At 66.3% G+C, this 25,681-nt stretch carries 22 protein-coding genes and 2 riboswitches; of the genes, 10 read left to right on the top strand and 12 right to left on the bottom strand.

What is annotated here, in order from left to right:
* Nucleotides 1-115: 115 nt before the first annotated feature.
* A complete protein-coding gene (gene kdgD / locus ACYX4S_RS16900; protein ID WP_293720085.1) occupies nt 116-1,030 on the top strand; it encodes a 5-dehydro-4-deoxyglucarate dehydratase in 915 nt (304 codons plus the stop codon).
* Between the two features lie 111 nt (nt 1,031-1,141).
* Here the strand turns inward: kdgD and ACYX4S_RS16895 are convergent, their stop codons facing one another.
* From ACYX4S_RS16895 to ACYX4S_RS16865, 7 genes are all read right to left on the bottom strand, one after another.
* Complete coding sequence (locus ACYX4S_RS16895; protein ID WP_476361039.1) at nt 1,142-1,951, bottom strand: hypothetical protein; 810 nt, start codon at nt 1,949-1,951, stop codon at nt 1,142-1,144.
* A 73-nt stretch (nt 1,952-2,024) separates the two neighbouring features.
* Nucleotides 2,025-3,404: a glutamate decarboxylase gene (gene gad, locus ACYX4S_RS16890; protein ID WP_476361038.1), complete on the bottom strand. Its 1,380-nt coding sequence runs from the start codon at nt 3,402-3,404 to the stop codon at nt 2,025-2,027.
* A 48-nt stretch (nt 3,405-3,452) separates the two neighbouring features.
* Nucleotides 3,453-4,568, bottom strand: a complete 1,116-nt coding sequence (locus tag ACYX4S_RS16885; protein ID WP_476361037.1) for a linear amide C-N hydrolase — start codon at nt 4,566-4,568, stop codon at nt 3,453-3,455.
* 64 nt (nt 4,569-4,632) lie between these two features.
* Complete coding sequence (locus ACYX4S_RS16880) at nt 4,633-5,745, bottom strand: transporter substrate-binding domain-containing protein (RefSeq protein WP_476361036.1); 1,113 nt, start codon at nt 5,743-5,745, stop codon at nt 4,633-4,635.
* A gap of 23 nt (nt 5,746-5,768) precedes the next feature.
* A complete protein-coding gene (locus tag ACYX4S_RS16875) occupies nt 5,769-6,551 on the bottom strand; it encodes a hypothetical protein (protein WP_476361035.1) in 783 nt (260 codons plus the stop codon).
* A gap of 2 nt (nt 6,552-6,553) precedes the next feature.
* The gene (locus ACYX4S_RS16870) at nt 6,554-8,011 is read right to left on the bottom strand and encodes a metal-dependent hydrolase family protein (protein ID WP_476361034.1); all 1,458 of its coding nucleotides are present in this window, start codon (nt 8,009-8,011) and stop codon (nt 6,554-6,556) included.
* Between the two features lie 154 nt (nt 8,012-8,165).
* Nucleotides 8,166-8,594: a helix-turn-helix domain-containing protein gene (locus ACYX4S_RS16865; RefSeq protein ID WP_476361033.1), complete on the bottom strand. Its 429-nt coding sequence runs from the start codon at nt 8,592-8,594 to the stop codon at nt 8,166-8,168.
* A 69-nt stretch (nt 8,595-8,663) separates the two neighbouring features.
* Here ACYX4S_RS16865 and ACYX4S_RS16860 point away from each other — a divergent pair, with 69 nt between their 5' ends.
* The 5 genes from ACYX4S_RS16860 (at nt 8,664) to nrdF (ending at nt 14,253) form a co-directional block, all read left to right on the top strand.
* The gene (locus ACYX4S_RS16860) at nt 8,664-10,070 is read left to right on the top strand and encodes an MFS transporter (protein ID WP_476361032.1); all 1,407 of its coding nucleotides are present in this window, start codon (nt 8,664-8,666) and stop codon (nt 10,068-10,070) included.
* 90 nt (nt 10,071-10,160) lie between these two features.
* Nucleotides 10,161-10,352, top strand: a riboswitch (cobalamin riboswitch).
* A 104-nt stretch (nt 10,353-10,456) separates the two neighbouring features.
* Nucleotides 10,457-10,678 carry a glutaredoxin-like protein NrdH gene (gene nrdH, locus ACYX4S_RS16855; protein WP_476361031.1) on the top strand — a complete coding sequence of 74 codons (222 nt, stop codon included), beginning with the start codon at nt 10,457-10,459 and terminating at the stop codon, nt 10,676-10,678.
* Between the two features lie 8 nt (nt 10,679-10,686).
* The gene (gene nrdI / locus ACYX4S_RS16850) at nt 10,687-11,103 is read left to right on the top strand and encodes a class Ib ribonucleoside-diphosphate reductase assembly flavoprotein NrdI (protein ID WP_293720104.1); all 417 of its coding nucleotides are present in this window, start codon (nt 10,687-10,689) and stop codon (nt 11,101-11,103) included.
* Nucleotides 11,100-13,253, top strand: coding sequence for a class 1b ribonucleoside-diphosphate reductase subunit alpha (gene nrdE / locus ACYX4S_RS16845; RefSeq protein ID WP_476361030.1), 2,154 nt, complete (start codon nt 11,100-11,102; stop codon nt 13,251-13,253). Before nrdI ends, nrdE begins: the two co-directional genes overlap by 4 nt.
* A 16-nt stretch (nt 13,254-13,269) precedes the next feature.
* Nucleotides 13,270-14,253: a class 1b ribonucleoside-diphosphate reductase subunit beta gene (gene nrdF / locus ACYX4S_RS16840; RefSeq protein ID WP_476362886.1), complete on the top strand. Its 984-nt coding sequence runs from the start codon at nt 13,270-13,272 to the stop codon at nt 14,251-14,253.
* 34 nt (nt 14,254-14,287) lie between these two features.
* On the opposite strand, the gene ACYX4S_RS16835 is transcribed toward nrdF, so the two are convergent.
* Nucleotides 14,288-15,370: an FAD-binding oxidoreductase gene (locus ACYX4S_RS16835; RefSeq protein ID WP_422067550.1), complete on the bottom strand. Its 1,083-nt coding sequence runs from the start codon at nt 15,368-15,370 to the stop codon at nt 14,288-14,290.
* Nucleotides 15,367-16,599 (bottom strand): aromatic ring-hydroxylating oxygenase subunit alpha, encoded by a 1,233-nt coding sequence (locus tag ACYX4S_RS16830; RefSeq protein WP_476362885.1) that lies wholly within the window; start codon nt 16,597-16,599, stop codon nt 15,367-15,369. Before ACYX4S_RS16830 ends, ACYX4S_RS16835 begins: the two co-directional genes overlap by 4 nt.
* 117 nt (nt 16,600-16,716) lie before the next feature.
* Nucleotides 16,717-16,927: riboswitch (cobalamin riboswitch) on the bottom strand.
* A 205-nt stretch (nt 16,928-17,132) separates the two neighbouring features.
* Here ACYX4S_RS16830 and ACYX4S_RS16825 point away from each other — a divergent pair.
* Nucleotides 17,133-17,540 carry a c-type cytochrome gene (locus ACYX4S_RS16825; RefSeq protein WP_476361029.1) on the top strand — a complete coding sequence of 136 codons (408 nt, stop codon included), beginning with the start codon at nt 17,133-17,135 and terminating at the stop codon, nt 17,538-17,540.
* Nucleotides 17,541-17,741: 201 nt separating this feature from the next.
* Here ACYX4S_RS16825 and ACYX4S_RS16820 read toward each other — a convergent pair whose 3' ends face one another.
* Both ACYX4S_RS16820 and ACYX4S_RS16815 read right to left on the bottom strand, forming a co-directional pair.
* Nucleotides 17,742-19,718, bottom strand: coding sequence for an EAL domain-containing protein (locus ACYX4S_RS16820; protein WP_476361028.1), 1,977 nt, complete (start codon nt 19,716-19,718; stop codon nt 17,742-17,744).
* A gap of 4 nt (nt 19,719-19,722) precedes the next feature.
* Nucleotides 19,723-20,238 (bottom strand): putative pterin-binding protein, encoded by a 516-nt coding sequence (locus ACYX4S_RS16815; RefSeq protein WP_476361027.1) that lies wholly within the window; start codon nt 20,236-20,238, stop codon nt 19,723-19,725.
* 277 nt (nt 20,239-20,515) lie between these two features.
* On the opposite strand from ACYX4S_RS16815, the gene ACYX4S_RS16810 reads away from it, so the two are divergent.
* Nucleotides 20,516-21,664, top strand: a complete 1,149-nt coding sequence (locus tag ACYX4S_RS16810; protein WP_476361026.1) for a fumarylacetoacetate hydrolase family protein — start codon at nt 20,516-20,518, stop codon at nt 21,662-21,664.
* Between the two features lie 12 nt (nt 21,665-21,676).
* On the opposite strand, the gene ACYX4S_RS16805 is transcribed toward ACYX4S_RS16810, so the two are convergent.
* Entirely contained in the window at nt 21,677-22,333 is a 657-nt protein-coding gene (locus ACYX4S_RS16805) for a TetR/AcrR family transcriptional regulator (RefSeq protein WP_476361025.1), read from the bottom strand.
* 434 nt (nt 22,334-22,767) lie between these two features.
* Here ACYX4S_RS16805 and ACYX4S_RS16800 point away from each other — a divergent pair, with 434 nt between their 5' ends.
* Both ACYX4S_RS16800 and ACYX4S_RS16795 read left to right on the top strand, forming a co-directional pair.
* Nucleotides 22,768-24,087, top strand: a complete 1,320-nt coding sequence (locus tag ACYX4S_RS16800; protein WP_476361024.1) for an HlyD family secretion protein — start codon at nt 22,768-22,770, stop codon at nt 24,085-24,087.
* A gap of 11 nt (nt 24,088-24,098) precedes the next feature.
* The gene (locus ACYX4S_RS16795; protein ID WP_422067555.1) at nt 24,099-25,673 is read left to right on the top strand and encodes a DHA2 family efflux MFS transporter permease subunit; all 1,575 of its coding nucleotides are present in this window, start codon (nt 24,099-24,101) and stop codon (nt 25,671-25,673) included.
* The last annotated feature ends 8 nt before the right edge of the window (nt 25,674-25,681 follow it).

The following is a 25,681-nucleotide window of genomic DNA, read 5'->3' as shown; positions in this document are numbered from 1 at the left end:
GTTGGATCGCGATATGGGCAAACCCAACATAAAATAAGACATCATACAACTGTTGACTTTCATGTGACGGCGAGTAGAACCTGATTGAACAGACAATTCAATGAGGAGCGCATCCATGGACCCGATCGAACTCAAGGAAAGGCTCGCATCGAGCCTTCTGTCATTCCCTGTCACGCATTTTGGGGCCGAGGGCGGTTTCAACGCCGAGAGCTACCGCAGGCATGTCGAATGGCTGTCGGGTTTCGACGCGGCCGGCCTCTTCGCGGCGGGCGGAACGGGCGAGTTCTTCTCGCTCGCGCCGAGTGAGATCCCGGCCGTTGTTCGCGCTGCCAAGGAAGCCGCCGGCAACACGCCGATCGTCGCCGGTTGCGGTTATGGCACCGCCCTTGCCGTCTCGATCGCGAAGGAGGCCGAGGCCGCCGGCGCGGACGGGCTTCTGCTGTTGCCGCAGTATCTGGTCGACGCCTCCCAGGAGGGGCTTTATGCGCATGCCAAGGCCGTCTGCGACGCCGTTTCGATCGGCGTCATGATCTACAACCGCGACAATGCGGTCTACAAGGCGGACACGGTCGCACGCCTGTGCGAGGCCTGTCCGAACCTGATCGGCTTCAAGGACGGAAGCGGCGAGATGGGACTGGTGCGCGAGGTGACCGCGACCATGGGCGATCGCCTCACCTATCTCGGCGGCATGCCGACGGCGGAGCTCTTCGCCGAGGCCTATCTCGCGGCCGGTTTCACGACCTATTCCTCCGCCGTCTTCAACTTCGTTCCCGGCATGGCCGTCGAGTTCTACAAGGCCCTGCGCGCCGGCGACACGGCCACCTGCGAAACGCTCCTGAAGGGCTTCTTCTTTCCCTTCATGAAGCTGCGTGAGCGCGCTCCGGGCTATGCCGTGTCGCTGATCAAGGCCGGTGTGCGCCTCAAGGGCTTCGATGCCGGTGGCGTCCGCACGCCGCTGACCGATCCCACGGCCGAGGAAGAGCGCATGCTGGGGGAACTGATCTCCTTTGCCGAGGCACGTGCAAGCTGATCCTCCCCCTCAGATCGGCATGCCGAAGGCTCGCGGGATACCGAACGCCCGCGAGCCTTTTTTCTTGCCCGTCGGCCGTCCCGCCGCCACGGGCGCCTTCGGCAAGCCGCATCACGGAATGAGCGTGGCGGCCTGCCTGCTTTCCCTCATCATCAGCAGTGCGCCGGCGAGAAAGCCCACCGCCCCGAGGCAGAGCAGCACGTTCGCGGATGTCGCGATCCAGGCGGGCTCCGGTCCGCGCGGTATGTAGGCCAGAATGCCGGCGCCCATGAAGAAGATGCAGCCGAGCAGGTTCGCCGTCACGATCTGCCAGTCGAGGTCGGCCGGCTTCCAGGACCACCAGCCGTGGCCCGCTTCCATGAAGGCCAGATAGCCTGACACGAGAAAAAGCACCGAGCCGACGAGGCCGGGAAGCCAGATCGTCAGATCGGCGAGATACCATTGTGCCGGCGGATCGATCGCGTCGAACGTGTTGAAGTTGAACATCACCGTTCCGGCGAACTGGGTGATCGTGCTGAGCCAGCCGACGTCGGACGGTTTCCAGCCGATGAGGCGAAGGCGCGTTCGTGTTTCGGGAGGCCCGCCGGTCATCTCGCCGGCATTGGCCGCCTGCAGGTTCTGCATGAAGCCGGCCGTGGTGAAGAAGATCGAGCCGGCGAAGAAGACGAGGGCGATTTCCCGGGTCGTCAGGGGGCTGTCCACGATGGACAGCAGGCTTGCGACAATGAAGTGCAGCGAGCCCACGGCGAACAGAAGGCCGTTCCACCAGTTGTAGGCGGGCCGGTGCCAGAAGGGGATGCCCTTCTGGCGCGCGGAGCGCTGCAGGCCCTTGCGATGCTGTCGCGCCCGCAGCACGATCCTGTGCCCGTCGCGCAGGAGGCAGCGCATCGTGATGAAGGGCCTTGGGCCTCTGGTGTGCATTCTCGTATCCGTGTTCCCGCCGAAGGCGGATGTCGCCCGCCTTCGGGGTCGTTTGTCACCGTGGACGGCGTGGTCAGTGGTGGAAACCCGAGGCGTCGTCCTCGCCGAGCGGTGTCTTGCGCGGGTGGGCATCCACATGGGCCAGCGCGGAGCGGATATCCTCCAGCAGCATTGCGCAAAGGTCCCGGCTGACGCCGTTGCGCACGAGAATGCGCTGGACCGCCTGGTCCTCGCAATGCGTCGGCAGGGTGTAGGCGGGCACCTGCCAGCCGCGCACACGCAGCCGATCGGCGAGGTCGAACAGGGTGAACCCGGTCTCGAGCCCCTCCTTCAGCTTCCATGATACGGCCGGAATGCCCCGGCTCCGGTCTCCGTCGAAGACGATCTCGAAGGGGCCCATGGCTGCGAGTTCACGCGCAAGATACGCGGCGCTGTCGTAGCAGGCTCCGTGGACCTTGGCGTAGCCCTCCCGGCCGAGACGCAGGAAGTTGTAGTACTGGCAGACGATCTGCCCGCCCGGGCGGGAGAAGTTGAGGGCGATGTCCTTCATGTCGCCGCCCAGATAGTTCACCCAGAAAACCATCTCCTCGGGCAGGTCGCTCTCCTCGCGCCACATGACCCAGCCCACGCCGAGCGGGGCGAGGCCGAACTTGTGTCCCGACGCATTGATCGAGCGCACGCGCGGCAGCCGGAAGTCCCATTCCAGTTCGGGCGCGCAGAAGGGGGCGAGAAATCCGCCGCTGGCGCCATCCACGTGGATGGGAATGTCGAGGCCGGTCTCGCGTTCCAGCGCGTCGAGTGCGTCGCTGACCGCCTTCACCGGCTCGAACTCGCCGGTAAAGGTCACGCCGAGTGTCGGCACCACGCCGATCGTGTTCTCGTCGCACAGCTTCAGCACCTCCTCGGGCGTCATCAGCAGGCGGCCGTTCTCCATGGGGATCTCGCGGTGCTCCACGTCCCAGTACCGGGTGAACTTGTGCCAGCACACCTGCACGGGGCCGGTGACGAGGTTGGGCTTGTCGGTCGGCTTGCCCTGCGCCTTGCGCCGTGCCTCCCAGCGCCGCTTCATGGCCAGGCCGCCAAGCATGGCCGCTTCGCTCGAGCCGGTGGTCGAACAGCCGGTCGCCGGGCCCTCCGGCGCGTTCCAGAGATCGGCGAGCATCCGTACGCAGCGTGCCTCGATCTCGGCGGTCTGCGGATATTCGTCCTTGTCGATCATGTTCTTGTCGATGCAGGCATCCATCAGGTCGTGGATTTCCGGCTCTTCCCAGGTCTGGCAGAAGGTGGCCAGGTTCTGGCGGGAATTTCCGTCCAGCATCAGTTCGTCGCGCACCGCCATGTAGATCCGGCGCGGGTTCTCCTCGCGGCCTGGGAAATGCGACTTCGGCAGCGCGCTCGCCAATTCCCTCGCACCGTAGATCTCGTCATCGGGCTTGTCGGTCTTGCGGCTCATCGGAAGGCTCCGTTTTAAGTGCGGAAAGAGGATTTGCTCTGTGGTGCCTCAGGCCGGGCGGGCCTGCCTGAGAGCATCTGTCGCGTCGCCCGAAAGGGTGTCGAGGCGCTCCAGCGGCAGGACCAGCGGCGTGGTCGTGTCCGCGAGGTCGCGGAGATCGAAGCTGGTGTAGTTGAGGCTTCGGTAGGTGCGCAGGTGAAAGCGCCTGCGATCGAGATCCGAAAGGTTGGTCCAGCAGGTGTATTCAGTCGCCGGGCCGTCGCCCGCTCTGTCGGAAAGTCCCGCGACCTCCAGATGACCGGCGCCGGCACCGGCGGGTGTCACCGAGGCCCCGCGTGGTCGGTCGAAGGTGTTCATCACGTGGGAAAGCGTGAGCACCGCCATGTCCGGCGTCGCCGCCTTCTCGGTGAACTGGGCGTAGTAGGCCGCGCGCACGAAGCGGCCGACCGAAGTGCTTGAGGACGGCAGGCCGGCCGTGGCGATACCGGAGTCCGGCTGAACGGCCTTGTAGCCGCCGAAGGTCGCGCTGGAGGCGTCCACATTGGTGAGGAAGGTGTAGTTGTTCAGGTTGGTGAGATGCCAGGGGAAGTCGGGGCCATTGGTCATCACCCCGACCGGGTTGTCATGGAGCGACATCCTGCCGTTGTTGAACTCGATCACGAGCGAGGCGCCGCCCGCGTCGTGCGCCACATAGTGGAAGGGGGACTCGACCCCGCCGAGCAGGGCGAGCGCCTCGAGCAGCACGGGCTGCTCCTGGAGCGCGGCCTTCACCTCCGCAACGCTTGCGAACAGGCCGAGCGTCCAGGATCCGAGATCGGAGGCGGAGAGCACGGCCTGCGTCGCCGCGATCGCCTGCCGGGGGCCTCCGGCTGCCGGATAGGACAGCAGGCTGAAGGTCAGGCCCTGGTCGTTCAGTCCCTCGACGACCTTGAAGTCCGACAGCCCGAGCGGTGCGTCGGGTGTCGGCATGCGTCCCGGCATGGTCACGGCCAGGAAGGCGTGCCGGCTGGTGTAGTCCAGCGTCGCGTGGCCCTCGGCTCTCGAGGAGAAGGTCTGGCCCGCCGGACAATAGGCGAGCTGGTACGGCAGGTCGGACGTCAGCTCCAGTGTCCGGCCGAAGTAGGCCCTGTCCGCGGCATCGCGGTAGACGAGTGAAGTGCACATGCGCTCGGGGTCCCTTGCAGGCTGCGTTCGTTGGATGACGGATCGTCGCTGGTGGCGTCTCTCGTCAGGGGTTGAGGCCGAAGTACTCCGTCGCGATTTCCCGGACGGTCCCGTCCTCGCGCGCGCCGACGATCTCGATGGTCATGGGCTTGCGGATCGGGCTTCCCGGCGGCAGGCCGAACCCGTATTTGTCGGGGTTGAAGATCGCCCCGACCACCTGCAGCGGCATGTCGGGGTTCACGTGTGCGTGGTATTCGAGCACGGGCTTGTCGCCGATGACGGCCTGGACATCTCCCTCCACCAGGGCCCGGGCGGATTGGTTGATGTTCGGATAGGCGATGACGGTGAGACCGGCTGCTTGCGCGTAGTCTTCCGCCGTGCTGCCCTCCGTGACGCCGATCGTGAGGCCGGGCAGGTCGGCGACGCTGCGGATTTGCCCCTTGAAGGCCAGTGTCGTCATCACGCTCGTGACCGAGGAGGTGACGAAGGCCACGACCACGACGCCGAAGACCAGCCACAGGCCCTGCCAGACGCGGCCCATCCAGCCGAACAGGTTCTTCCTGCTGGGCGGTTTGCCGGACATCGCGATGGTCATCACCAGGTAGAAGCTCTCGGCGAGGCCGTCGCGCCAGCGTTTCGGGAAGTTCTTGTCGAAACGCCGGTCGAAGATCGTGAAGCCGATGGATGCCACGATGATGATGAGCGCGAGCCAGCCGTAGGCCGCTATGAAACCGGAATCATAGAGCCCCTCGATCAGGTTCCAGAAGCTGGTGCCGCCGTTCTCGTTGACCATGATCCGAAGTCCGGAGTCGAACCAGGGCTGGGTGAATTCGATCCGGGTCGCGCGGGCCTCGGTGATCGTCAGGTTGGTCACGGCGACATCGATCTGCGACGCGGCGGCGGCATCGATCATCTGGCGGACCGTGTCGAACTCCTTGTAGGAATAGGTGAGATTGAGTTCGCCGGCGATGAACTCCCACAGCCGGATCGCCATGCCCGTATACCCTTCCTCCTGCTTGATCACGAAGGGAGGGCTTTCATGGACACCGATGACCAGCCCTGTGGCCTCGGTCTGCTCCCGCGCCTCCTGGGCGAGGAGCGGCGTTCCGGCGATTGAGAGGAAAAGGGCGAGGACGAGTGTCGCGAGGGTGCGCGACCGGTTTGAGATCTGATCCATCTGAGGGTCCCTTCCGGCTCGGGTCAGAAGCGATAGGTCAGGCCGAGCACGGGGCCGCCCAGTTCAGTGTCGAACACGTGGCCGCCCTTCCTGTAGTCGGTCTTGAGATACTTGTAGCCGGCGGACACCGAGAGGCTGTCGCTCAGCGTGTAATTGGCGGTGGCAAGGGCGGAGAACGTCGAGCGCGCTCCCGCGCCGAACCCGCCCGCGTCGGCCTGTGCCTGCAGTGACAGCTTGTCGCCGAGGCGCAGGAACGCGCGGGCGCCGATCACGGGATCCACCCAGCCGAAGTTCTCGCCATAGGATCCGCTGGCCGGACCGGCCTGGATGTCGAATGTGTTGGAGATCCACCAGATGCGCGCGCCGCCGAGAACGTCGAGGGTAAAGCGATCCTGGCTGACGACACGGTAACCGGCCTGCAGGGTCGAGGTGAACTGGCGGGTGTCGGTGGAGGCATCGACGAAGCCGACGAAGGGCACGCCGCTCACCCGCTTGCTGTCCGTCGTCGACACATACATCAGGTCGCCGGAAAACACGTAGCGGCCGCGTCTCGCCCAGATATTGACGAACCCGCCGAAATCGAGATCGCCGAGAACGTCGCCGAAACTCTTCTCGACATGGATGGGCGGCAGGCGCCGCACCGGGGCGACCTCGCCCGAAAGCCCGGTTGCCCAGAGATAGGGAGTGACCTGGATGGCCCAGTCGCGTGTCTGTCCGGCCTGCGCGGTACCGGTCTCCCCGGCCAGCGCCGCCGGTGCCCATGCCAGCGCGGATGCAAGCGCCAGGGCGGCCATGAAACGCGCCACGGTCAGCCCTCCAGCGTGTTCTTGTGGATCCGTCCGTCCTTGACGATAAGCTTCATGTGCGTTTCCGGATCCGCGATCAGGTCGATGGTTTCAAGCGGGTTTCCGTCGAGGACGACGATGTCCGCCAGTGCGCCGGCCTCGATGACGCCAAGCGGCCCCTCATAGGGGCTGCGCGGGCCGGACAGGCCAAGAAGCTCCGCGTTGCCGCCGGTCAGAAGTCGCAGGACCCTGGCATTGTCGTACCAGCGCGCGAACTTGGCGAGCTGCCGTCCCTGGGTGGCGGTCGCCCTGGGATTGAACAGGATGTCCGTTCCAAGCGCCAGATTGACCTTGTGCTTTTCGGCCAGTTCGAGAGCCCTGACCGTGCCTTGCGCGATCAGCTTCTGCTGCTCGATCTGCGTCGGGTTCGTGTAGACGTTGGCGTCCTCATCGGCGAGGAACGGCTGGATCGACCACCATGCGCCCGCATCCGCCATCATGCGCACGGTCTCCTCGTCGGCGAGCTGTCCGTGTTCGATGGACCGCACGCCGCATTTCAGGGCGCGCTGTATGCCCTGCGATGTGTAGACGTGGGCGCAGACATAGGTATGCCAGTCCCGGGCAGCCTCCACCGCCGCACGCGTTTCCTCTTCCGAAAACTGGAGGCTGTCGACAGGGTCATGACTGGAGGCGACGCCGCCGCCCGACATGATCTTGATCTGGCTCGCGCCCAGCATGAGCTGCTCCCGCACCCGGCGGCGCACTTCCGGCACGCCGTCCGCGATTGCCGAGATGCCTGCCTCCTCCGCGTGGCTCAGGTTGGTCTGCGGCGAGCGGGGCACTTCGTAGCGCTGGCGGAAGTCGCCATGCCCGGAGGTCTGCGACACCATGGCGCCGGAGGGGTAGATACGGGGGCCGGGAGTGCGTGCCTCGTCGATGGCGCGCTTGAGCGAGAAGGCGGGGCCACCCACGTCACGCACGGTCGTGAACCCGCGCAGCACGGTACGCTCGGCTTCCTGTGCCGCCACGAGGTGCACATAGGGAACGTCGGCGGTCAGCGCCGCGACTTGCGAAATGCCGGCAAGAAGCGCGTGCCAGTGCGCGTCGATCAGGCCCGGCATCAAAGTGCCGCCCTTGCAATCGATGATAGCGGCATCGCTGACGGCCTCCCCGGCGCGGGGCAGCGCGACGATCCGGTTGGCCTCCAGCAGCACGTCCCGGCCTTCGATCAGCTTCGGCGAATGCCCGTCGAAGATCCTGACGTTGCGCAGCAGAAGCCTGTCAGCGGCCGGCTGCGCGAAAAGCGGCGAGGTGCCGGCGAGAACGGGAGCGGCGAGGGTGGCCGCGATCCCGCGCAACACCGAGCGCCGCGACATGCCCGCCTCGACGCGTGCGAGGGCCTGCATGGCCTGGGGTGTGTGACAGGCGCAGCCGAACCCGTGCGCCAGACCCTGATATTTCTTTCCAAGGCGAAAGACCATGATGCGCGCACTCCGCTCGGTGATCGACCGGATGGTCCTGCCAGGACAATCCGCTCCGACGAATCCCTTTGCGCACAGGGTATTGGCCCAATCCTTGAGTGACCAGACCTAACTCGCTTTCTGGTTGATGCGCGTGCGGGACAGGTGGGCGGGGTCAGTCGGCCCTTCCGCGAAGCCCGCCGGTTGCCGGTGTGTTGCGGGAGGCGAACTGCATCAGCCGGCGGAACTTGGGGCACTCCAGGTGATCGTCCTTGGGACAGTCGGCGACGTGACGCAGGGCGTCGCGCAGGCGGGTCAGGCCCCGGATCTGTTCGTCGAGCGCATCGGCGCGCAGATGCAGTTCGGCGCGCGGAACCCTGGGTGACCCGTCTCCGGCGAACATCGCCTTGATGTCGGCAAGCGAGAAGCCGGCGAGCTTGCCGAGAGAGATCAGGGCGAGCTGGGTCACGGCAGGCGCGTCGAACTGGCGTCGCAGGCCGTGCCGCGCCACCGAGCGGATGAGACCGATTTCCTCGTAGTAGCGCAGCGTCGAGGCGGGCAGGCCGCTGAGTTGTGACAGTGCGCCGATGTCGATGAGTTTCATGCTTGACCTCAAGTCGACTTGAAGTGGCAGATGTAGCGCCACTTCACTTCGATCACAAGGGTGGCACTCATGAGCGACACGACATCGGACCGGCCTTCCGTCCCCGTTCTTGCGGCACTTGCCGCGGCGACGCTCACCGCGTCGATGGGCATCAGCATCGCATCGGTTCTTCTTCCCGCGCTCACGCGCGGCTTCTCGGCCACGATCACCGGCGTTCAGTGGGTCGTGCTGGCCTATCTGCTGGCGGTGACGGTCACCATCGTGAGCGCGGGGCGGCTGGGGGACCTCTTCGGCCATCGCCGGGTCCTGATCGCCGGTCTTCTGGCGTTCATCGCGGCATCGGGCGTGTGCGCCATGGCTCCGAGCCTCGAGGTGCTCGTCGCGGGCCGTGCCGTGCAGGGTGCTGGCGGCGCCATCCTCATCGCCCTTCCCATGTCGATCGCGCGCGACCGGGTCGCGACGGAGCGGCTCGGCATGGCGATGGGCGTGCTCGGTACGATGTCGGCGACAGGAACGGCGCTGGGCCCCTCGCTCGGCGGAGCGATGCTCGCCTGGGCAGACTGGCGGGCGGCCTTCTGGCTTCTTGCCGGTTTCGCGCTTTTTACCCTTGTGTTGGCCGTTGCCTTCCTTGGGCGCGGCGCATCGCGCCGGCGCGCCTCGGCGCGCGATCTGGATGCTCCGGGAACCGTGCTGCTCGTCATTGCGCTGGCCGCCTATGCGCTTGCGGCCGAAGGCGGGGCGCCGGAGGTGCCGTTCGGCACGGGCACGCTCGTCGTGGGGGCCATGGTCGCCTTCGTCCTGTTCGTGCTGGTCGAGAGCCGCTCCGCCGCGCCGCTGGTGCCGATGCGGCTTCTGCGTGACCGCCGCACCGGCGCGGGTTTCGCGATGAACCTCCTGGTGGGAACGGTGATGATGTCCACGCTGGTCGTCGCGCCCTTCTATCTGGCGTTCTCGCTCGGACTGGACGAGGCGATGATCGGCCTTGTCATGTCCGTGGGGCCGGTCGTCGCCGCGCTTTCCGGCATTCCGGCGGGGCGTCTGACCGACCGGCTGGGCAGTGCGCGCGTCATGGTTCTCGGGCTGGTGCAGGCCATGGCCGGCCTGCTCTGCCTGGCGTTCCTGCCGAGGGTCTTCGGCGTACCGGGCTACATCGTCGCGCTGATCGTGCTGACCCCGGCCTTTCAGCTTTTCCTTGCGGCCAACAACACCGCCGTGCTCCTGGACGCCCCTGTCGAGCAGCGCGGACGTCTTTCCGGCCTGCTGGGCGTGTCGCGGAACCTCGGGTTGATGACCGGCGCCTCGGCCATGCCGGGCGTGTTCGTCGCGGTGCTGGGAACGGGAAACGCGGCCGAAGCCTCCACGGCGGAGGTGGCCCACGCCTTTTCCATGACCTTCGCCCTGGCCGCCGGACTGGCGCTGGTCACGCTTGCACTGGCTCTCTTCAGCCATGCGGGGCGGCTCTCCCGTGCCTCTTGAGAGCGTGCGGGGCGGTCCCGCTCCGGTCGGGCGACATGCGGGAGGCTGTTGAGAAGTCCACTACATGTTGACACCAGGGCGGTGCGGGTGCCTACATCGTGTTGTCTTGGTGTCCGCGATTCGTCGCGGCTGAAAAGGGAAGCCGGTGGGAAACCGGCACTGCCCCCGCAACTGTGAGCGGCAAGCCAAGGTCCGATGAGCCACTGGCGCGCAAGCGCCGGGAAGGTGGACCGAGGTGCTCGAGCCGCAAGTCAGGAGACCTGCCAGGACCTTGAGAGCGAACCCGGTCGGTGGGCCCGGAGGCGTCGTACGGTCGCGGTGTGTCCGCGCGCGTTCGCGTCCCCTTGTGCATCGGCCACGTCTTGGCAGAGATCCGGGGACACCTGATGAGCATCACCGTCTATTCCAAACCCGCCTGTGTTCAGTGCACCGCCACGACCCGCGCGCTTGCCGCGAAGGGGCTTTCCTACGAACTCGTCGACCTGACGCTCGACGAGGCGGCCATGGAGCGCGTGACCGGGCTCGGCTACCGCCAGGTGCCGGTCGTGATGGCCGGTGACGACCACTGGGCGGGCTTTCGTCCCGACAAGATCGCCGCGCTGCGCTGAGGCGGGACATGGGCGGGCTGGTCTTCTTTTCCTCGCGCTCCGGCAACACGGCGCGTTTCGTGGAAAGGCTCGGGATCGACGCGGAGCGGATCCCGATTGCCTCGTCCGCCCCCGTGCCCGCGCCGGCGCGGCCCTTCGTGCTGGTCACGCCCACCTTTGCCGATGGCACGGGGCGCGGTGCAGTGCCCAGGCAGGTGATCCGCTTCCTCAACAACCCCGACACGCGCGGCAGGCTTCGTGGCGTCATCGCCTCGGGCAACCGCAACTTCGGAGCGCTCTTCGCCCTGGCCGGTGACGTGATCGCGGAGAAATGCGGCGTGCCGCTGCTCTACCGCTTCGAGCTTGCCGGAACGACGAGCGATATCGCACGTGTCAGTGAAGGACTGGACAGGTTTTGGAAAACGCAACTCTCGAGCGCGACGTGAGCGAAGCGCCTCCGGCGCAGGCCGTTCCCACGGAATGGCAGGGGCTGGACTATCACGCCCTCAACGCCATGCTGAACCTCTATGACGATGCCGGGCGGATCCGTTTCGATGCCGACCGCATGGCCGCGCGCCAGTATTTTCTCCAGCACGTGAACCAGAACACGGTCTTCTTCCATTCGCTGGAGGAAAAGCTGCGGTACCTGGTGGAGGAGGGCTACTACGAGGCCGCCGTGCTTGATCTGTACGACCGGGCCTTCATCCTGGGGCTGTGGGAGGCGGCCTACAAGGTGAAATTCCGTTTCCCCACCTTCCTCGGCGCCTTCAAGTACTACACCAGCTACACCCTCAAGACGCGTGACGGGAAGCGCTACCTGGAGCGCTTCGAGGACCGGGTCGTCATGGTGGCGCTCACCCTCGCGCGCGGCGACGAGGCATTCGCGTCGCGGCTGATGCACGAGATCCTCGCCGGGCGCTTCCAGCCCGCGACGCCCACCTTCCTCAACGCGGGCAAGGCACAGCGCGGCGAGTTGATCTCCTGTTTCCTGCTGCGCATCGAGGACAACATGGAGTCCATCGGGCGCGCCATCAATTCCGCGCTCCAGCTCAGCAAGCGCGGCGGCGGCGTGGCCCTGATGCTCACCAACATTCGCGAGCACGGCGCGGCGATCAAGGGCATCGAGAACCAGTCCTCCGGCGTCATCCCGGTGATGAAGCTTCTGGAGGACAGCTTCTCCTACGCCAACCAGCTCGGCGCGCGTCAGGGCGCGGGCGCGGTCTACCTGCACGCCCATCATCCCGACATCCTGCGCTTTCTCGACACCAAGCGGGAGAACGCGGACGAGAAGATCCGCATCAAGACGCTCTCGCTCGGCGTCGTCATCCCCGACATTACCTTCGAGCTGGCGAAGAAGAACGAGGACATGTACCTGTTTTCGCCGCACGACGTGGAGCGTGTCTACGGGGTGCCGTTCTCGGAAATTTCCGTCTCCGAGAAGTATCACGAGATGGTCGACAACCCGAGGATCCGCAAGAAGAAGATCAACGCGCGGCAGTTCTTCCAGACACTGGCCGAGATCCAGTTCGAGAGCGGCTATCCCTACATCATGTTCGAGGACACGGTGAACCGCGCCAACCCGGTCGCGGGCCGTATCACCATGTCGAACCTGTGCTCGGAGATCCTGCAGGTGAACGAGGCGTCGAGGTTCAACGACGACCTCTCCTACGCTCACCTGGGCACCGACATCTCGTGCAATCTCGGCTCGCTGAACATCGCCAGGGCCATGGACGGCGGCGATCTCGGCGCCACGGTCGACACGGCGGTACGGGCGCTTAACGCCGTGTCGGAGATGTCGGCGATCGACTCCGTTCCCTCGATCCGGCGCGGCAACGACGAGAGCCATGCCATCGGTCTCGGGCAGATGAACCTGCACGGGTTCCTGGCCCGCGAGCACATCCACTACGGATCGCGCGAGGGGATCGACTTCACCAGCGTCTATTTCGCTGCCGTGCTCTACCACTGCCTGCGGGCCTCGAACGTGCTGGCCCGCGAGCGCGGGCGCAGTTTCGTCGGCTTCGAGCGGTCGAAATACGCCGACGGAACCTTCTTCGACACATATCTGGAGCGGGACTGGCTGCCCGAAACCGACACGGTGAAGGAGCTTTTCGGGCGTTTCGGCATCGAGGTGCCGGTCCGCGAGGACTGGGCGGCCCTGAAGCAGGCGGTGATGGCCGACGGGCTCTACAACCGCAATCTCCAGGCGGTGCCGCCGACCGGGTCGATCAGCTACATCAACAATGCCACGTCCTCGATCCATCCGATCACCTCGAAGATCGAGATCCGCAAGGAAGGCAAGATCGGCCGCGTCTACTATCCCGCGCCCTACATGACGAACGACAATCTCGAGTACTACCGGGATGCCTACGAGATCGGCGCCGAGGCGATCATCGACACCTACGCCGCCGCCACCCGGCATGTGGACCAGGGCCTGTCCCTGACGCTGTTCTTCAAGGACACGGCCACGACGCGAGACATCAACCGGGCCCAGATCCACGCCTGGAAGGCCGGCATCAAGACCATCTACTACATTCGCCTGCGCCAGATGGCCCTCGAGGGGACCGAGGTGCAGGGGTGCGTTTCCTGCTCGCTGTGAGGCTTTGATGAACGACATGTCCGTGTTGCGCCAATCTCCCGTGCGTGATGTGCCGCGCGCCATCAACTGGAACCGGCTGCAGGACGAGAAGGATCTGGAGATCTGGAACCGTCTGACCGTGAATTTCTGGCTGCCGGAAAAGGTGCCGCTGTCGAACGACATCCAGTCGTGGTCGCAGCTCACCGACGAGGAACGCCAGCTCACCATCCGCGTCTTCACCGGCCTGACCCTTCTGGACACGATTCAGAACGCGGTCGGTGCGCCGGCGCTGATGGGCGACGCGGTGACGCCGCACGAGGAGGCGGTGCTCAGCAATGTCGCCTTCATGGAGGCGGTGCACGCGCGCAGCTACTCCTCGATCTTCTCCACCCTGTGTTCCACCCGGGAGGTGGACGAGGCGTTCCGCTGGTCGGAGGAGAATGCCCATCTGCAGCAGAAGTCGCGGCTGATCCTCGACGAGTACGATGCGGGCGCGTCGCCGCTGCGCAGGAAGGTCGCCAGCGTGTTCCTGGAATCCTTCCTCTTCTATTCCGGCTTCTATCTGCCCATGCACTGGTCGAGCCGGGCGCGGCTCACCAATACGGCGGACCTTATCCGGCTCATCATCCGCGACGAGGCCGTGCACGGCTACTACATCGGCTACAAGTTCCAGCGCGCGATGGAGCGCGCGGGCGAGGCGGAACGGCAGGAGATCAAGGACTTCGCCTTCGCGCTTCTGTTCGACCTGTACGGGATCGAGAGCCGTTACACCGAAAGTCTCTACGATCCGCTGGGGTTGAGCGAGGACGTGAAGCAGTTCCTGCACTACAACGCCAACAAGGCGCTTCAGAACCTCGGCTTCGAGCAGCTTTTTCCCGACGAGGTCTGCCGGGTGAATCCCGCGATCATGGCGGCGCTTTCGCCCAACGCGGACGAGAACCACGACTTCTTTTCCGGTTCGGGCTCGTCCTATGTGATCGGCAAGGCCGTGGCGACGCGGGACGAGGACTGGGACTTCTGAGGCGTGCCCGTCCGCAGTCCCGCGCCGACCCGGTTCAGGCTTCCACCTCGACCTGTCCGATGGGGTGGGAGCAGCAGGCGAGCACGTAGCCCGCTTCCACGTCCTCGTCGGTGATGCCGCCGTTGTGGACCATGTGCACCTGGCCGGAAATTTTGCGGATCTTGCAGGTTCCGCAGACGCCGAAGGTGCAGCCCGAGGGAATGTTGAGCCCGGCGTTGCGGGCGGTGGCGAGAATGGTGTCGGTCTCGGCACAGGGCTGCGTCACCCCCGACAGCGCGAAGGCGACCTCCGCCATCGCGGCCGCGTCCGGAACGACGTCGCCCTCGACCGGGTCCTCCGCCGCCTCCGGCACCGGCGCATGGAAGCTCTCCTGATGGTAGCGGGACATGTCGAAGCCGAGGCCCGTCAATGCCTCGCGCACCGCCTGCATGAAGGGTTCGGGGCCGCAGCAGAACACCTCGCGCTCCAGGTAGTCCTGTGCCATCAGGCCCAGCATGAGCTGGTTGAACGTGCCCTGGTACCCTGTCCAGGGCAGGAAGCGGTCGGTCTCCTCGACGACGAATTTCAGGTCGATCTCGGGGAAGCGGCTCGCCATGTGCTCCAGGCGCTGGCGGAAGATGATCTCCGAGGGACGCCTGGCGCAGTTGACGAAGACGACGTCGGCGGGGCGCCCGAGGTCGAACATCCACGTGGTCATCGACATCATCGGCGTGATGCCGGAGCCCGCGGAGATGAACAGGTACTTGTCCGCCGGATGGAGCTGGCTGGAGAAGGAGCCGGCCGGCGCGCTTGCCCGGATCCTGACGCCCGGACGCAGATTGTCCAGCATCCATCGGGTGCCGAGGCTTCCCTCCTGCGCCTTGACCGTGACCGAGATCGACATCGGTCGCGAGGGCGAGGAGGAGATGGTGTAGGTGCGGTAGAGCGGACCGCCCGGCACCGGCAGCTCCAGTGTCAGGAACTGGCCCGGCACATAGGAGAACACCGCCCCCGAGGGGGACTGGAAGCAGAAGCTTGCAACGTTCGGCGCCTCGGGAATGACCGAGACGCACTCGAGCTCCTCGCTTCCGTCCCACACGACGACCGGATGCGAGATCTGCGGGTGGGGCATTCTCATTCGGCGGCCTCCCGGAGCGGGGCGAGACGGCTTGCAAGGGTGGCGCAGTACCAGTCCACGAACTGGTCGACACCGCTTTCCTGGACCGGCGAATAGGGGCCGGGAGCGTAGGCGGGCGAATTGATGCCGACCTGGTTGTCCTCGACCACGCGACGGTCCTCGTCGTTGGTCGCCTCCCAGACCTCGGTGAGCGTCTTCAGGTCGTAGTCCACTCCCTCGACGGCGTCCTTGTTGACGAGCCAGGTCGTCTGGACCTCGGTCTGCTGCGGGCCGATCGGCGTCACGCGGAAGGTGATCGAGTGATCGGGCAGGAAGTGGTTCCAGGTCGTGGGATAATGGAACTTCAGCAGCGCCCCCGCATCGGGCAGCGGCACCCGGCCGAGCGGCCGCCCGACGGCCGCGTTGCCGGTCATCGTGTAGCTTCTCGCGCCGGTCTTAAGCGGCATGCGGGCGAGGCGGTACTGGCCGCTGTCGGCGAGATGGAAGCGCGAGGGAAGTCCGGCCGCCTCGCAGCGCGAGACATGCGCCTGCAGGTGAGGCGGCGTCTCGCCGTTCTCCATGCCCGTCACGGCCGGGTCGTCGGGAAAGCTGCGGCAAAGGGCGGGGTGGTTTCCCCCGCAATGGTAGCACTCGCGGTTGTTCTCCCACACGAGCTTCCAGTTGCCGTTCTCGATGATCGTGGACTGGTGCGCGATGCGCGCGTTGCCCAGGTCATGCGGAGCCAGATAGGGGCCGGCCTGCGTGGCGAAAGTGTCGAAGTCCGGCGCCTCGTCGGCCAGGCAGATGTAGACGAGGCCCGCCAGTTCCCGACAGTGCACCGGCTTCAGCCCGTGGGCCGAGGCATCGAAGTCCGGACCCATGTCTCGGGCCCAGAGAAGCCGACCGTCGAGCTCGTAGGTCCACTGGTGGTAGGGACAGACCAGCTTGGGCACATGCCCGGAGGCAGCCTTGCAGATGACCGAGCCGCGATGTCGGCAGGTGTTGTGGAACGCACGGATCGCGCCGTCGGATCCGCGCACGATCACCAGCGGAAACGCCCCGACGCGGTGGGTGACATAGCTGCCGGGCTTGGGCAGCGCGCAGGCCGGCGTGGCGTAGAGCCAGTCGCGGTAGAAGATGTGCTCGAGGTCCAGCGCGAGGATGGCGGGATCCGCGTAGAAGGCCTGTTCAAGCGAGTGATGCGGCACCCGCCGGGCCAGAAGGTCGTATGCCTTGGCGTCTGCGTTCATCATGCAGGTCTCACCTTGCCGGAATGCGCCGGCGATAACATGAAGCGGATGCGCGGGAGGGGATCGGCGCGGTGCCCGGGAGCGGCACGGCACGAGATCGCCCCCACCGCCACCCGCGGCTTGACGTCATGTCGGGCTGGTTTCCGGACTTGGAACATCTGGCTTTCGCCGCTTCCCCGACGCCTTCCCGGAGGCTCCTCCCCGGTGGCCTGTGTCGCGGTCTTGTCCGTTCCTTACCGTTGCGGGGGCAGTGCCGGTTTCTCACCGGCTTCCCAATTCTCGACCGCCTGCATGTGCCCGCGGCCGCACCTGACATGTCGCGACAGAATAGCTTCGCCATGGCCCTTCGATGCCTTGGATGCGACAATCGCTTGTTCGAAACGGACCTCCCGGCGGCGCGTGCGACATTCTCGCGCGGCTCCGGCATGCCGGTGGCGAAGGCGCTTGACCTTCCCGGAAGGGGAAGCCCCACCCTGGGCGCGATGAACTGGCGTGGGGCCGCTCCGTCGCGGACCGGATCACGGGATGGCGCAATGACGATGAAGGCTGTCGGATGGAGTGTCGCGGTCGTGGCGGTGATCGTCGCCGGCTGGCTGATGCTCCGCCCCGGGGCGCCGGGGGCGACCGCGCCAAAGGCCGGGTTGCACGTTCCCCGGCTTTCGGGCGCCGCCCTTGAGGGGAAACGGCTTTTCGCCGCGAACTGTGCATCGTGTCACGGGGAAAACGCTGGCGGAACGGACATCGGACCCTCGCTCGTTCAGCGGATTTACGCGCCCGCCCATCATGCCGATCTCGCCTTCCGGCTTGCGGTTCGCAACGGGGTGCGCGCCCATCACTGGACGTTCGGGAACATGCCCCCGGTCGAGGGCGTCGGCACGCGGGACGTCGACAGGATCACGGCCTATGTGCGCAGCATCCAGCGCGCCAACGGCATCGAGTGACACGATCGGCGGATCTGCCCGCCGTGTCGCGATCCCCGGCCCCTTCCGGGGCAGGCAGAAGGAGAAAACGCCATGATGCAAGACATGTACGGTTCGCACGGCTGGGGCTTCGGCGGCTGGCCCATGCTCCTAGGCCTTGTCCTGGTCGTCCTGATCGTGCTCGCGCTCATAAAATACCTGAGGAGCTGACCGGGCCGGATCTCAGGTGGCGGATGGCGTCGCGATCCTGGCCGGTCGGGGAGCGCCGCTGCGCAGGGCGCGGGCGAAGGCGCAGATATCCGGTGCCGCGAGAGGGGGCGACACGCCCGGCCCCTCCGCAAGGGCGCAAGCTGCGTCGCGGGCCATGTCCAGGTCGGCATCGGTTGCCACACCTTCGATCAGCGTTCTGGCGCCCAGTGTCTCGGCCATGTTCGCAAGTGCCGCCACGTCGGCGCGACAGTCGCTTGGCACGCTCTCGCACAGGAGCGTCTTGTTGATCGTGAGCACTTGCGGGCGCAGCCGTGCGAGCAGCGTCAGCACCGCGTTCCCCTTGCCGAAGGTGCTGAGTGCGAGGCGCACGCCATGTTCCGAAAGGCGCGAGAGCGTCGCGATGACGTCCTCGCTCTGGGACAGGGCGGCTTCGTCCGCGACCTCGATTTCCAGCGCTTCCGGCGGGAGGCCGGAGCGGGTCAGCAGGCGGTCGATCTCCTCCACCAGCGTTGCATCCCGCAGCGAACAGGCTGACAGGCCGACCACCACATACGTCTGCTCGGGGATCGACGCACGCCAGCGGGCCACCGTTTCGCAGGCCGTCGCCAGAAGGAAGCTGTCGAACGCGCGCGCCTGACCGTGTTCACGCGCGCCGGCCATGAAGTCCTCGGCCGCAAGTGTCGCGGACAGGCCCGGATGTGCCCAGCGAAGGTGTGCCCGCGCACCGACCAGTGCCCTTCGGTTGATGCAGATGCGCGGTTCATAGGTGACGAAGAGTTCCTGGCGCGGCAGGGCGGCGGGCAGTCCCGAGGTGATTTCCTGAAGGAGCCGCTGCCGGTCCAGCATCTCCTCGCGAAAGAAGACATGCGCGCCGCGCTGGCGTGCCTTGGCTTCATACAGGGCGGCATCGGCGCAGGTCAGGGCCTCGTCGATGGTGGCGCCGTCGTCGGGCCAGACCGCGACGCCGCAACTCATCGCGATGGGCAACCGTGCGTCCGAGGGGCCGTTGACCTGCGAGGGTGTGTTTGCGCGCGTGGAAAGCCGTTCGTCGATTTCGCGGAGCGACAGGTCGCTCAGCGGCACGGCGACCACGAACTCGTCGCCGCCCCAGCGGGCGATCAGTCCCGCGTCGGGAAAGTCGGCAAGCAGGCTCCGCGCCGCCGCCTTGAGCATCGCATCGCCCGTCGCGTGGCCGAACTGGTCGTTGACCGCCTTGAAATGGTCGATGTCGAAGACCAGGAGCGCGTGGCGTCGTCGGGCGTTCTCGTCCCGTGCCTCGCGTTCCGTCGCCCAGTCGGTGAAGCCGCGTCGGTTCGTGAGGCCGGTCAGACTGTCGCGGGCACTGGCCGCGCGCAGGTCGTCCATCATCCGGCGGTTGCGGAAGAACAGCGACAGGGACAGGATGCTGAGAATGAGCATCAGCGTGATGCTCGTGATGATCTCGGTCCAGGCGCCGGTCGCGCGCCGGGCATGCTCCCTCAGAACCGAGTCGATGCGCGCCTCCACCTCCCGGGTGTAGTCGCCGGTCAGGCGCAGCACCTTGCTGCTGATGTCGTTCAGTTCGGAAAGCGAGCGGTCGTTGAGCGGGGGGCCGGCGCGCGCGAGGGCGTCGAGGCCTGCCATCAGTTCGACCGAGAGGCGTTTGAGCTCGGTGCTGTCATCGGCGAAGGGGCCCTGGCTCAGGCCCGAGAGCATCTGCAGCCGGACATAGAAATGATCCGCCGCGTCGGCCAGCATCGTGTGGGCCGCCGGTGTGAACGGATTGATCTGCAGTGTGGCCAGCAGCGTGTCGAGCGAGGCAAGCTCGGCGTAGGTGTAGCGCATGTGGCGGATCACGTGCTGGCCCGCGTCCGGCTCGGGCTCGCGCAGCGTCGAGATGCCGCGCGCCGCGATCAGGCACGCGAGCACGCCCGCGGCCAGCAACAGAAGGCTCAGCGTACGGGGCGTACGCGGAAGAAGAGGCCGGAGAAGGAGCAGGGCACGCCTCATGGCCTTACCATTCGATCTCCGCGATCATCCAGACGCTGCGATCCACATAGGTGCGATTGGCAAGCTCGGGGTAGAGGGTGGCGGGATAGAGAATGCGCGCCGGCCCCCGCTGGCGCACGGTGAGCCTGTGCCCGCTGCAGCGCGTGGCAACGAGAATGGGCCAGGTTTTCCAGTCCTTGCGCGGAATGTCCGCCGCATAGCCGTCGGATGCGCGAACCGTGATCCGGTCGGTCTTCGTCGCGCCGATGGCGTCGACGACGTCGCTCAGAAGCGCGCCCTGACAGGTCGCGACCGGCTCGTCGGGAGACACGCGGCCGGTCAGTTCGGATTGCGGCAGGGTTTCGATGGCGGCGATGGAAATCGTGCGGACCCGTCCGGCATTGCGCAACTGGATGGCGTGATTGCCGCTGCCGTTTGCGAGCGAGGATTGCGCGAGGGTCGGTCCAGTCGATCCGGAGACAATGCCAGCGGCGATCAGGCATATCGAAAGAGAAAGCCTCAGGAGACCGGTTCGCGGCATGGTTGTTCTCCCGTCAAGGAAACGACCTTTGGGGTGGTTTCTTGTTGATGTCTTGTGGCGACGTGACCGCGTGCCAATACCACCTTCATCAATCGGCGCTCCGGATGAAGATCCCATTAATTCAGTGAAAGATGCAAGAAGCGGGACATCACGGATGCCGCAGCGTCAGGGCTATGTGGCACGCCCGGGCGCGCCCGCGGCCGATCTGAAGGCCCGTGCAGGCGTTTCGCCCGGGCCGGCAAACTGGCTATGGTGTGGCGAAACGGGAGGATGATTCATGTTGCCTGAAGGAATGGATGGCGCCCGGCTGGTCGGCCGCGTCTGGCGCCCGGATCTTGGTGCGCCCTCGGTGGTGATCCTGCGCGGCGAGACCGTCATCGACGTGACCGGGTCGCTTGTCAGCGTCTCGGATTTTCTCGAGGACGAAAATCCGGCCGCGCGCTTCGACGCGCTTCAGGGCGAGGAGATCGGCAGCGTTCACGACCTGGTGCTCGACCCCGAGCGGATGGGGTATGACACGGACCGTCCCTGCCTGCTGGCTCCGATCGATTTCCAGGCGGTGAAGGCCTGCGGGGTCACCTTCGCGCGCAGCATGGTGGAGCGGGTGATCGACGAGCGCACGGCCGGTGACCCGGAGCGCGCCGACGCGATCCGGACCCGCATCGGCGACCTCATCGGCGGCAGCCTTGCGAATATCGAGGCGGGGTCCGCGCATGCGGCGGAGGTCAAGGCCGCGCTGCAGGCGGAAGGGCTGTGGTCGCAGTATCTCGAGGTGGGCATCGGCCCGGACGCGGAAGTCTTCACCAAGGCGCCGGTGCTCTCGTCCGTGGGGCACGGCGCCGAGGTCGGGCTGAACCCGATCTCGGCCTGGAACAATCCCGAGCCGGAAGTGGTGCTCGCCGTCGACAGTCGCGGCAACATCCGGGGCGCGACGCTCGGCAACGACGTCAATCTTCGCGATGTGGAGGGGCGCTCGGCGCTGCTGCTCGGCAAGGCCAAGGACAACAACGCCTCGTGTTCCATCGGTCCCTTCATCCGCCTTTTCGACGAGCGGTTCACCCTTGCGGACATCGAGACGGCGACCATCACGCTGAAGGTGCGCGGGCGGGACGGCTTCGTTCTGGAAGGGCATTCCGACATGTCCGAGATCAGCCGCGCGCCGGCGGAACTCGTACGCCAGACCCTGAACGCCAATCACCAGTATCCGGACGGCTTCGTGCTGTTCCTCGGCACCATGTTCGCCCCGCGCGAGGACCGTGCCGACCCCGGCTCCGGCTTCACCCACAAGCCGGGGGACGTGGTGGAGATCGCCACGCCTTTGCTGGGCTCGCTGGCGAACACGGTCACCACGTCGGACAAGGCGCGTCCGTGGACCTACGGCTTGCGCCGCGCCATGCGGGATCTGGCAGCGCGCGGATTGCTGTAAGGGGATCGCGGACTATCGCTTCCGTCCGTAGGCGGCCATGAACACGTCCACCGCGGACGCGATGTTCGCCTCGATCTCCTCTTGCGGAACGGTGGTGCCGGGCATGAAGAGTGCCCGGCGCAGAATGCCCGATCCGCACAGGTCGATGAAGTGGGACGCCGCCGCCAGCGGATCCTTGCAGGCCAGGTCGCCCTGGGCGACGCGCTGCTCGAACACCCTGGCAAGGCGCTCGCGCCCGCGCCGCGGGCCCGCCTCGTAGAGCAGGGCGCCGAATTCGGGAAAGGTCTCCGTCGCGCCGATCACCATGCGCAGGGTCGAAAGGCGCTCGGGGCGCAGCATCTTCTTCAGGAACCGGCGCCCGATGGCGGAAAGCTGCTCGCGCACGTCGCCTTCGGTGTTCTCGCACTCCAGCAGCGTCTCGGCCTGATCGAGACGCTCTTCCAGGATCAGCGCGCGAAAGAGCGCGGCCTTGTTCTCGAAATAGACATAGAGCGTGCCCTTGGAGACCCCGGCGGTTTTCGCGACCTGGTCCATGGAGGCACCGTCGTAGCCGCGCGCGCGAAACACCGAGCGAGCGCCTTCCAGGATCTGGCGCCGCTTGGCCGTGTCTTGCGTGGGGCGGGAATCGCCTGCCGTATCCGGCAGCTCCCCGACCTTCGCTTCGCTCATTCTCGTCCACTCCGCTTGCCTGTTCGAGGGAGGCGCCCGAAGCCGGTGCCCGGACGCCCTTCGTGCGATCTTCGCGGTCTTAATGCGGGCATCTTGCGGGCAAAGGCAATGCCCGCGCCGGCCTGCTGTTATGTTCCGCCGCGTTTTCCGGCCGCCATGGCTCTTGCGTGACGCCCCTGTCCTCCCCTATATAGGGATTGACTGAACGGTTCGGTCAATATGGAAAGATGCGGATGCCTCCCCTTCCCGGAGCGTCGTGTCGGATCGCCGTTCGGCCAGCATGGATTTCACACCGCGTTTCCCCGCGAGCGGCTCCGGTGGCGGACTTTCCGCCCCGGAGCAGGCACCGGCGGCGACGTGACGGGTTCGGGCGCATTGCGGTCCGGGCTGTCCGCCCGCGCATGGCACGGGTGGCAGGACGAGGTACCTTGAACGTGACGACAACAAAGATGAAGGCCGGTGCCACGCCGGCACGGGCGGATGCCGCTTCCCTCGGGGGCGATCGTGACACCGACGGCGTCGTGACCGCGCTGCATCCCTCCGCGCGCAGTGAAAGCCCGCTGACGGAGAGCGACCGCAAGCCGTCCCAGGCACCGCGCGCTCCGGCGCCCGAGGGCACCGAAGACGTTTCGGGCAAGACCGGAGGGGGCGACGGCGGCAATGGTGGTGGCGCCCCGGCAGGGCCTGTAAAGAAAAACGGCAAGGCGAAGCGGGTGCTTCTCGCGGTCGTCCTGCTCGGGCTCGTGGCGGGCGGCTATGAGGGCTATCACTGGTGGACCCATGGCCGGTTCGTCGAGAGCACGGACGATGCCTATGTGGACGCCGACATCACGGTGATCCTGTCCAAGGTGTCCGGCTATGTCGCCTCGCTCGAGACGGGCGACAACGTCGAGGTGAAGGCCGGCGACGTGCTTTTCACCATCGATGACGGCGACTATCGTCTCGCCGTGCAGTCGGCACGCGACAGTGTCGCCTCCGCGAAGGCGGCGGTGGAGCGCATCGGCGAGCAGATCGTGGCCGGGCAGGCGTCCGTTCGCGAGGCGGAGGCGGGAGTCGCGGCCGCGAAGGCGCAGCGCGAGGACGCGACCCTCAGCCGTGACCGTCTGGCGAAGCTGACCACCAACAAGGTGGTGAGCCAGTCGCAGCTCGACACCGCCCGCACCGAGCTTCTCGCCGCCCAGGCGAACGTGGACAAGGCCGCCGCCTCCGTCGATCTCGCGAAGGCCAATGTCGCGGTTCTGCAGGCGCAGAAGAAGGAGGCGGAACAGAGCGTGCGCGCCGCCGAAACCGCACTGCAGAAGGCGGAGCGCGATCTCGCCTTCACCAAGGTCCGCGCCCCGGTTTCGGGCATGGTCGGCAACCGTGCCGCGCAGGTCGGGTCCTTCGTGCAGGCGGGCAGCCGCATGGCCGCCGTCGTGCCGCTGACCTCCGCCTATCTGGAGGCCAACTTCAAGGAAACCCAGCTCGGGCGTATCTCGACCGGTGCGCGGGTGAGTTTCACCGTCGACGCCTATCCGGACGTGACCATGCACGGCCGCGTGGAAAGCATTTCGCCCGCCACCGGCGCGGTCTTCTCCCTGCTTCCGCCGGAAAACGCCACCGGCAACTTCACCAAGGTCGTGCAGCGCGTGCCGGTGAAGATCGCCGTGGACAAGGATGATGCCGCCGCGCACCCGCTTCGCGCGGGCATGTCCGTGGTGGTCGAGGTCGACACCCGCACGGGCGGGACCGGCACGGACGCCGCACACAACTGAGGACGCCTCCCATGGCGAGCGCAGACAGCACCGCGGGCCCGGCCGCCGAGCCGGGCCTTGACGGTCGCAAGCTGTTCACCTTCCTGTGCATGGTGTTCGGCATGTTCATGGCGATCCTGGACATCCAGATCGTCTCCGCCTCCCTGCCCGAGATCCAGGCGGGGCTTGGCGCCTCGCGCGATGACGTGGCCTGGGTCCAGACGGCCTATCTGATCGCCGAGGTGATCATGATTCCGCTGTCGGGCTATCTCTCGCGCATGTTGTCGACGCGCTGGATGTTCGCCATGTCGGCGGCCGGCTTCACCCTGATGAGCCTGATGTGCGCCACGGCCACGACCATCAACGAGATGATCGTCTGGCGCGCGCTGCAGGGGTTCATCGGCGGCGGCATGATCCCCACCGTCTTCGCCTCAGCCTACATCATCTTCCCGCGCGAGAAGTTTTCCATCGTTTCGCCGATGATCGGCCTCGTGGCGACGCTCGCCCCCACCATCGGGCCGACGCTGGGCGGCTACCTGACCGAGTTCGGCTCCTGGCACTGGCTGTTCCTGATCAACGTGGTGCCGGGCATTCTGGTCACCATCGCGGCCGTTACCCTGATCGACTTCGACGAGCCGGACTGGTCGCTGTTCGATCATTTCGACTGGGTCGGCTTCGCCGCCATGGCCATCTTCCTGGGGTCGCTGGAGTTCGTCCTGGAGGAGGGACAGAAGGACGACTGGTTCCAGAGCGAGGAGATCGTGCTCTTCACCGCGCTGACCCTTGGCGGAGCGGCGGTGTTCTTCTGGCGGGCCTTCACCGCGCGCGAACCGGTGGTGGACCTGCGCGCCTTCTCCGACAAGAACTTCACTATGGGCTGCATCTTCAGCTTCACCATGGGCATCGGCCTCTACGGGCTGACCTATCTCTATCCGATCTACCTGAGTTCGGTGCGCGGCTACAATTCGCTGCAGATCGGCGAGACCATGTTCGTCACGGGCGCGGCCATGTTCCTGACGGCGCCGGTCGCCGGCCGGCTGATGAGCCTGCTCGATCCGCGCGTGATGATGGGCATCGGCTTCGGCGGCTTCGCGCTGGGCACCTGGATGGTGACCGGCCTGACGCACGACTGGGATTTCTGGGAGCTGTTCGTGCCGCAGATCCTGCGCGGCTGTTCCCTGATGATCTGCATGGTGCCGATCAACAACATCGCGCTGGGCATGTTGCCGCCCTCGATGATCAAGAACGCCTCGGGCCTGTTTAACCTGACGCGGAACCTGGGCGGTGCCGTCGGCCTGGCCATCATCGGCACGCTGCTGACCAACCGGCAGGATTTCCACTATGCCCGGCTCGGCGAAAGCCTCAATTGGTCGCGCCCCATCGTCAACGAGACGCTCGAGATGATGACCCGCGCCTATTCCGAGCTTGGCGACGCGGCAAGCCTGGCCGGACTGAAGGCCCTGTCGAACATGACCACCCGCGAGGCCTTCGTGATGGCCTTCGCCGACGTGTTCTTCCTGCTGACGTTCCTTTTCGTCGCGCTTCTGGCCGCGCTTTTCCTGGTGGACAAGCCAAAGCCCGGCGGCGGTGGCGGTGGCGGGCACTGAGCCCGCCC

This window comes from Stappia sp. ABD4_338, from assembly GCF_056312175.1.
This window is presented reverse-complemented; position numbering and strand designations above follow the sequence as displayed.

Bases quoted from the DNA above. Each gene is read 5' to 3' on its own strand.
- ACYX4S_RS16825 (WP_476361029.1), top strand. From the start codon at position 17,133: ATGACGATGAAGGCTGTCGGATGGAGTGTCGCGGTCGTGGCGGTGATC.
- ACYX4S_RS16830 (WP_476362885.1), bottom strand. From the start codon at position 16,599: ATGAACGCAGACGCCAAGGCATACGACCTTCTGGCCCGGCGGGTGCCG.
- ACYX4S_RS16895 (WP_476361039.1), bottom strand. From the start codon at position 1,951: ATGCACACCAGAGGCCCAAGGCCCTTCATCACGATGCGCTGCCTCCTG.
- ACYX4S_RS16810 (WP_476361026.1), top strand. From the start codon at position 20,516: ATGTTGCCTGAAGGAATGGATGGCGCCCGGCTGGTCGGCCGCGTCTGG.
- ACYX4S_RS16860 (WP_476361032.1), top strand. From the start codon at position 8,664: ATGAGCGACACGACATCGGACCGGCCTTCCGTCCCCGTTCTTGCGGCA.
- nrdI (WP_293720104.1), top strand. From the start codon at position 10,687: ATGGGCGGGCTGGTCTTCTTTTCCTCGCGCTCCGGCAACACGGCGCGT.
- ACYX4S_RS16820 (WP_476361028.1), bottom strand. From the start codon at position 19,718: ATGAGGCGTGCCCTGCTCCTTCTCCGGCCTCTTCTTCCGCGTACGCCC.
- gad (WP_476361038.1), bottom strand. From the start codon at position 3,404: ATGAGCCGCAAGACCGACAAGCCCGATGACGAGATCTACGGTGCGAGG.
- kdgD (WP_293720085.1), top strand. From the start codon at position 116: ATGGACCCGATCGAACTCAAGGAAAGGCTCGCATCGAGCCTTCTGTCA.
- ACYX4S_RS16835 (WP_422067550.1), bottom strand. From the start codon at position 15,370: ATGAGAATGCCCCACCCGCAGATCTCGCATCCGGTCGTCGTGTGGGAC.
- nrdF (WP_476362886.1), top strand. From the start codon at position 13,270: ATGTCCGTGTTGCGCCAATCTCCCGTGCGTGATGTGCCGCGCGCCATC.
- ACYX4S_RS16885 (WP_476361037.1), bottom strand. From the start codon at position 4,568: ATGTGCACTTCACTCGTCTACCGCGATGCCGCGGACAGGGCCTACTTC.
- ACYX4S_RS16795 (WP_422067555.1), top strand. From the start codon at position 24,099: ATGGCGAGCGCAGACAGCACCGCGGGCCCGGCCGCCGAGCCGGGCCTT.
- ACYX4S_RS16805 (WP_476361025.1), bottom strand. From the start codon at position 22,333: ATGAGCGAAGCGAAGGTCGGGGAGCTGCCGGATACGGCAGGCGATTCC.
- ACYX4S_RS16815 (WP_476361027.1), bottom strand. From the start codon at position 20,238: ATGCCGCGAACCGGTCTCCTGAGGCTTTCTCTTTCGATATGCCTGATC.
- ACYX4S_RS16865 (WP_476361033.1), bottom strand. From the start codon at position 8,594: ATGAAACTCATCGACATCGGCGCACTGTCACAACTCAGCGGCCTGCCC.
- nrdH (WP_476361031.1), top strand. From the start codon at position 10,457: ATGAGCATCACCGTCTATTCCAAACCCGCCTGTGTTCAGTGCACCGCC.
- ACYX4S_RS16870 (WP_476361034.1), bottom strand. From the start codon at position 8,011: ATGGTCTTTCGCCTTGGAAAGAAATATCAGGGTCTGGCGCACGGGTTC.
- ACYX4S_RS16880 (WP_476361036.1), bottom strand. From the start codon at position 5,745: ATGGATCAGATCTCAAACCGGTCGCGCACCCTCGCGACACTCGTCCTC.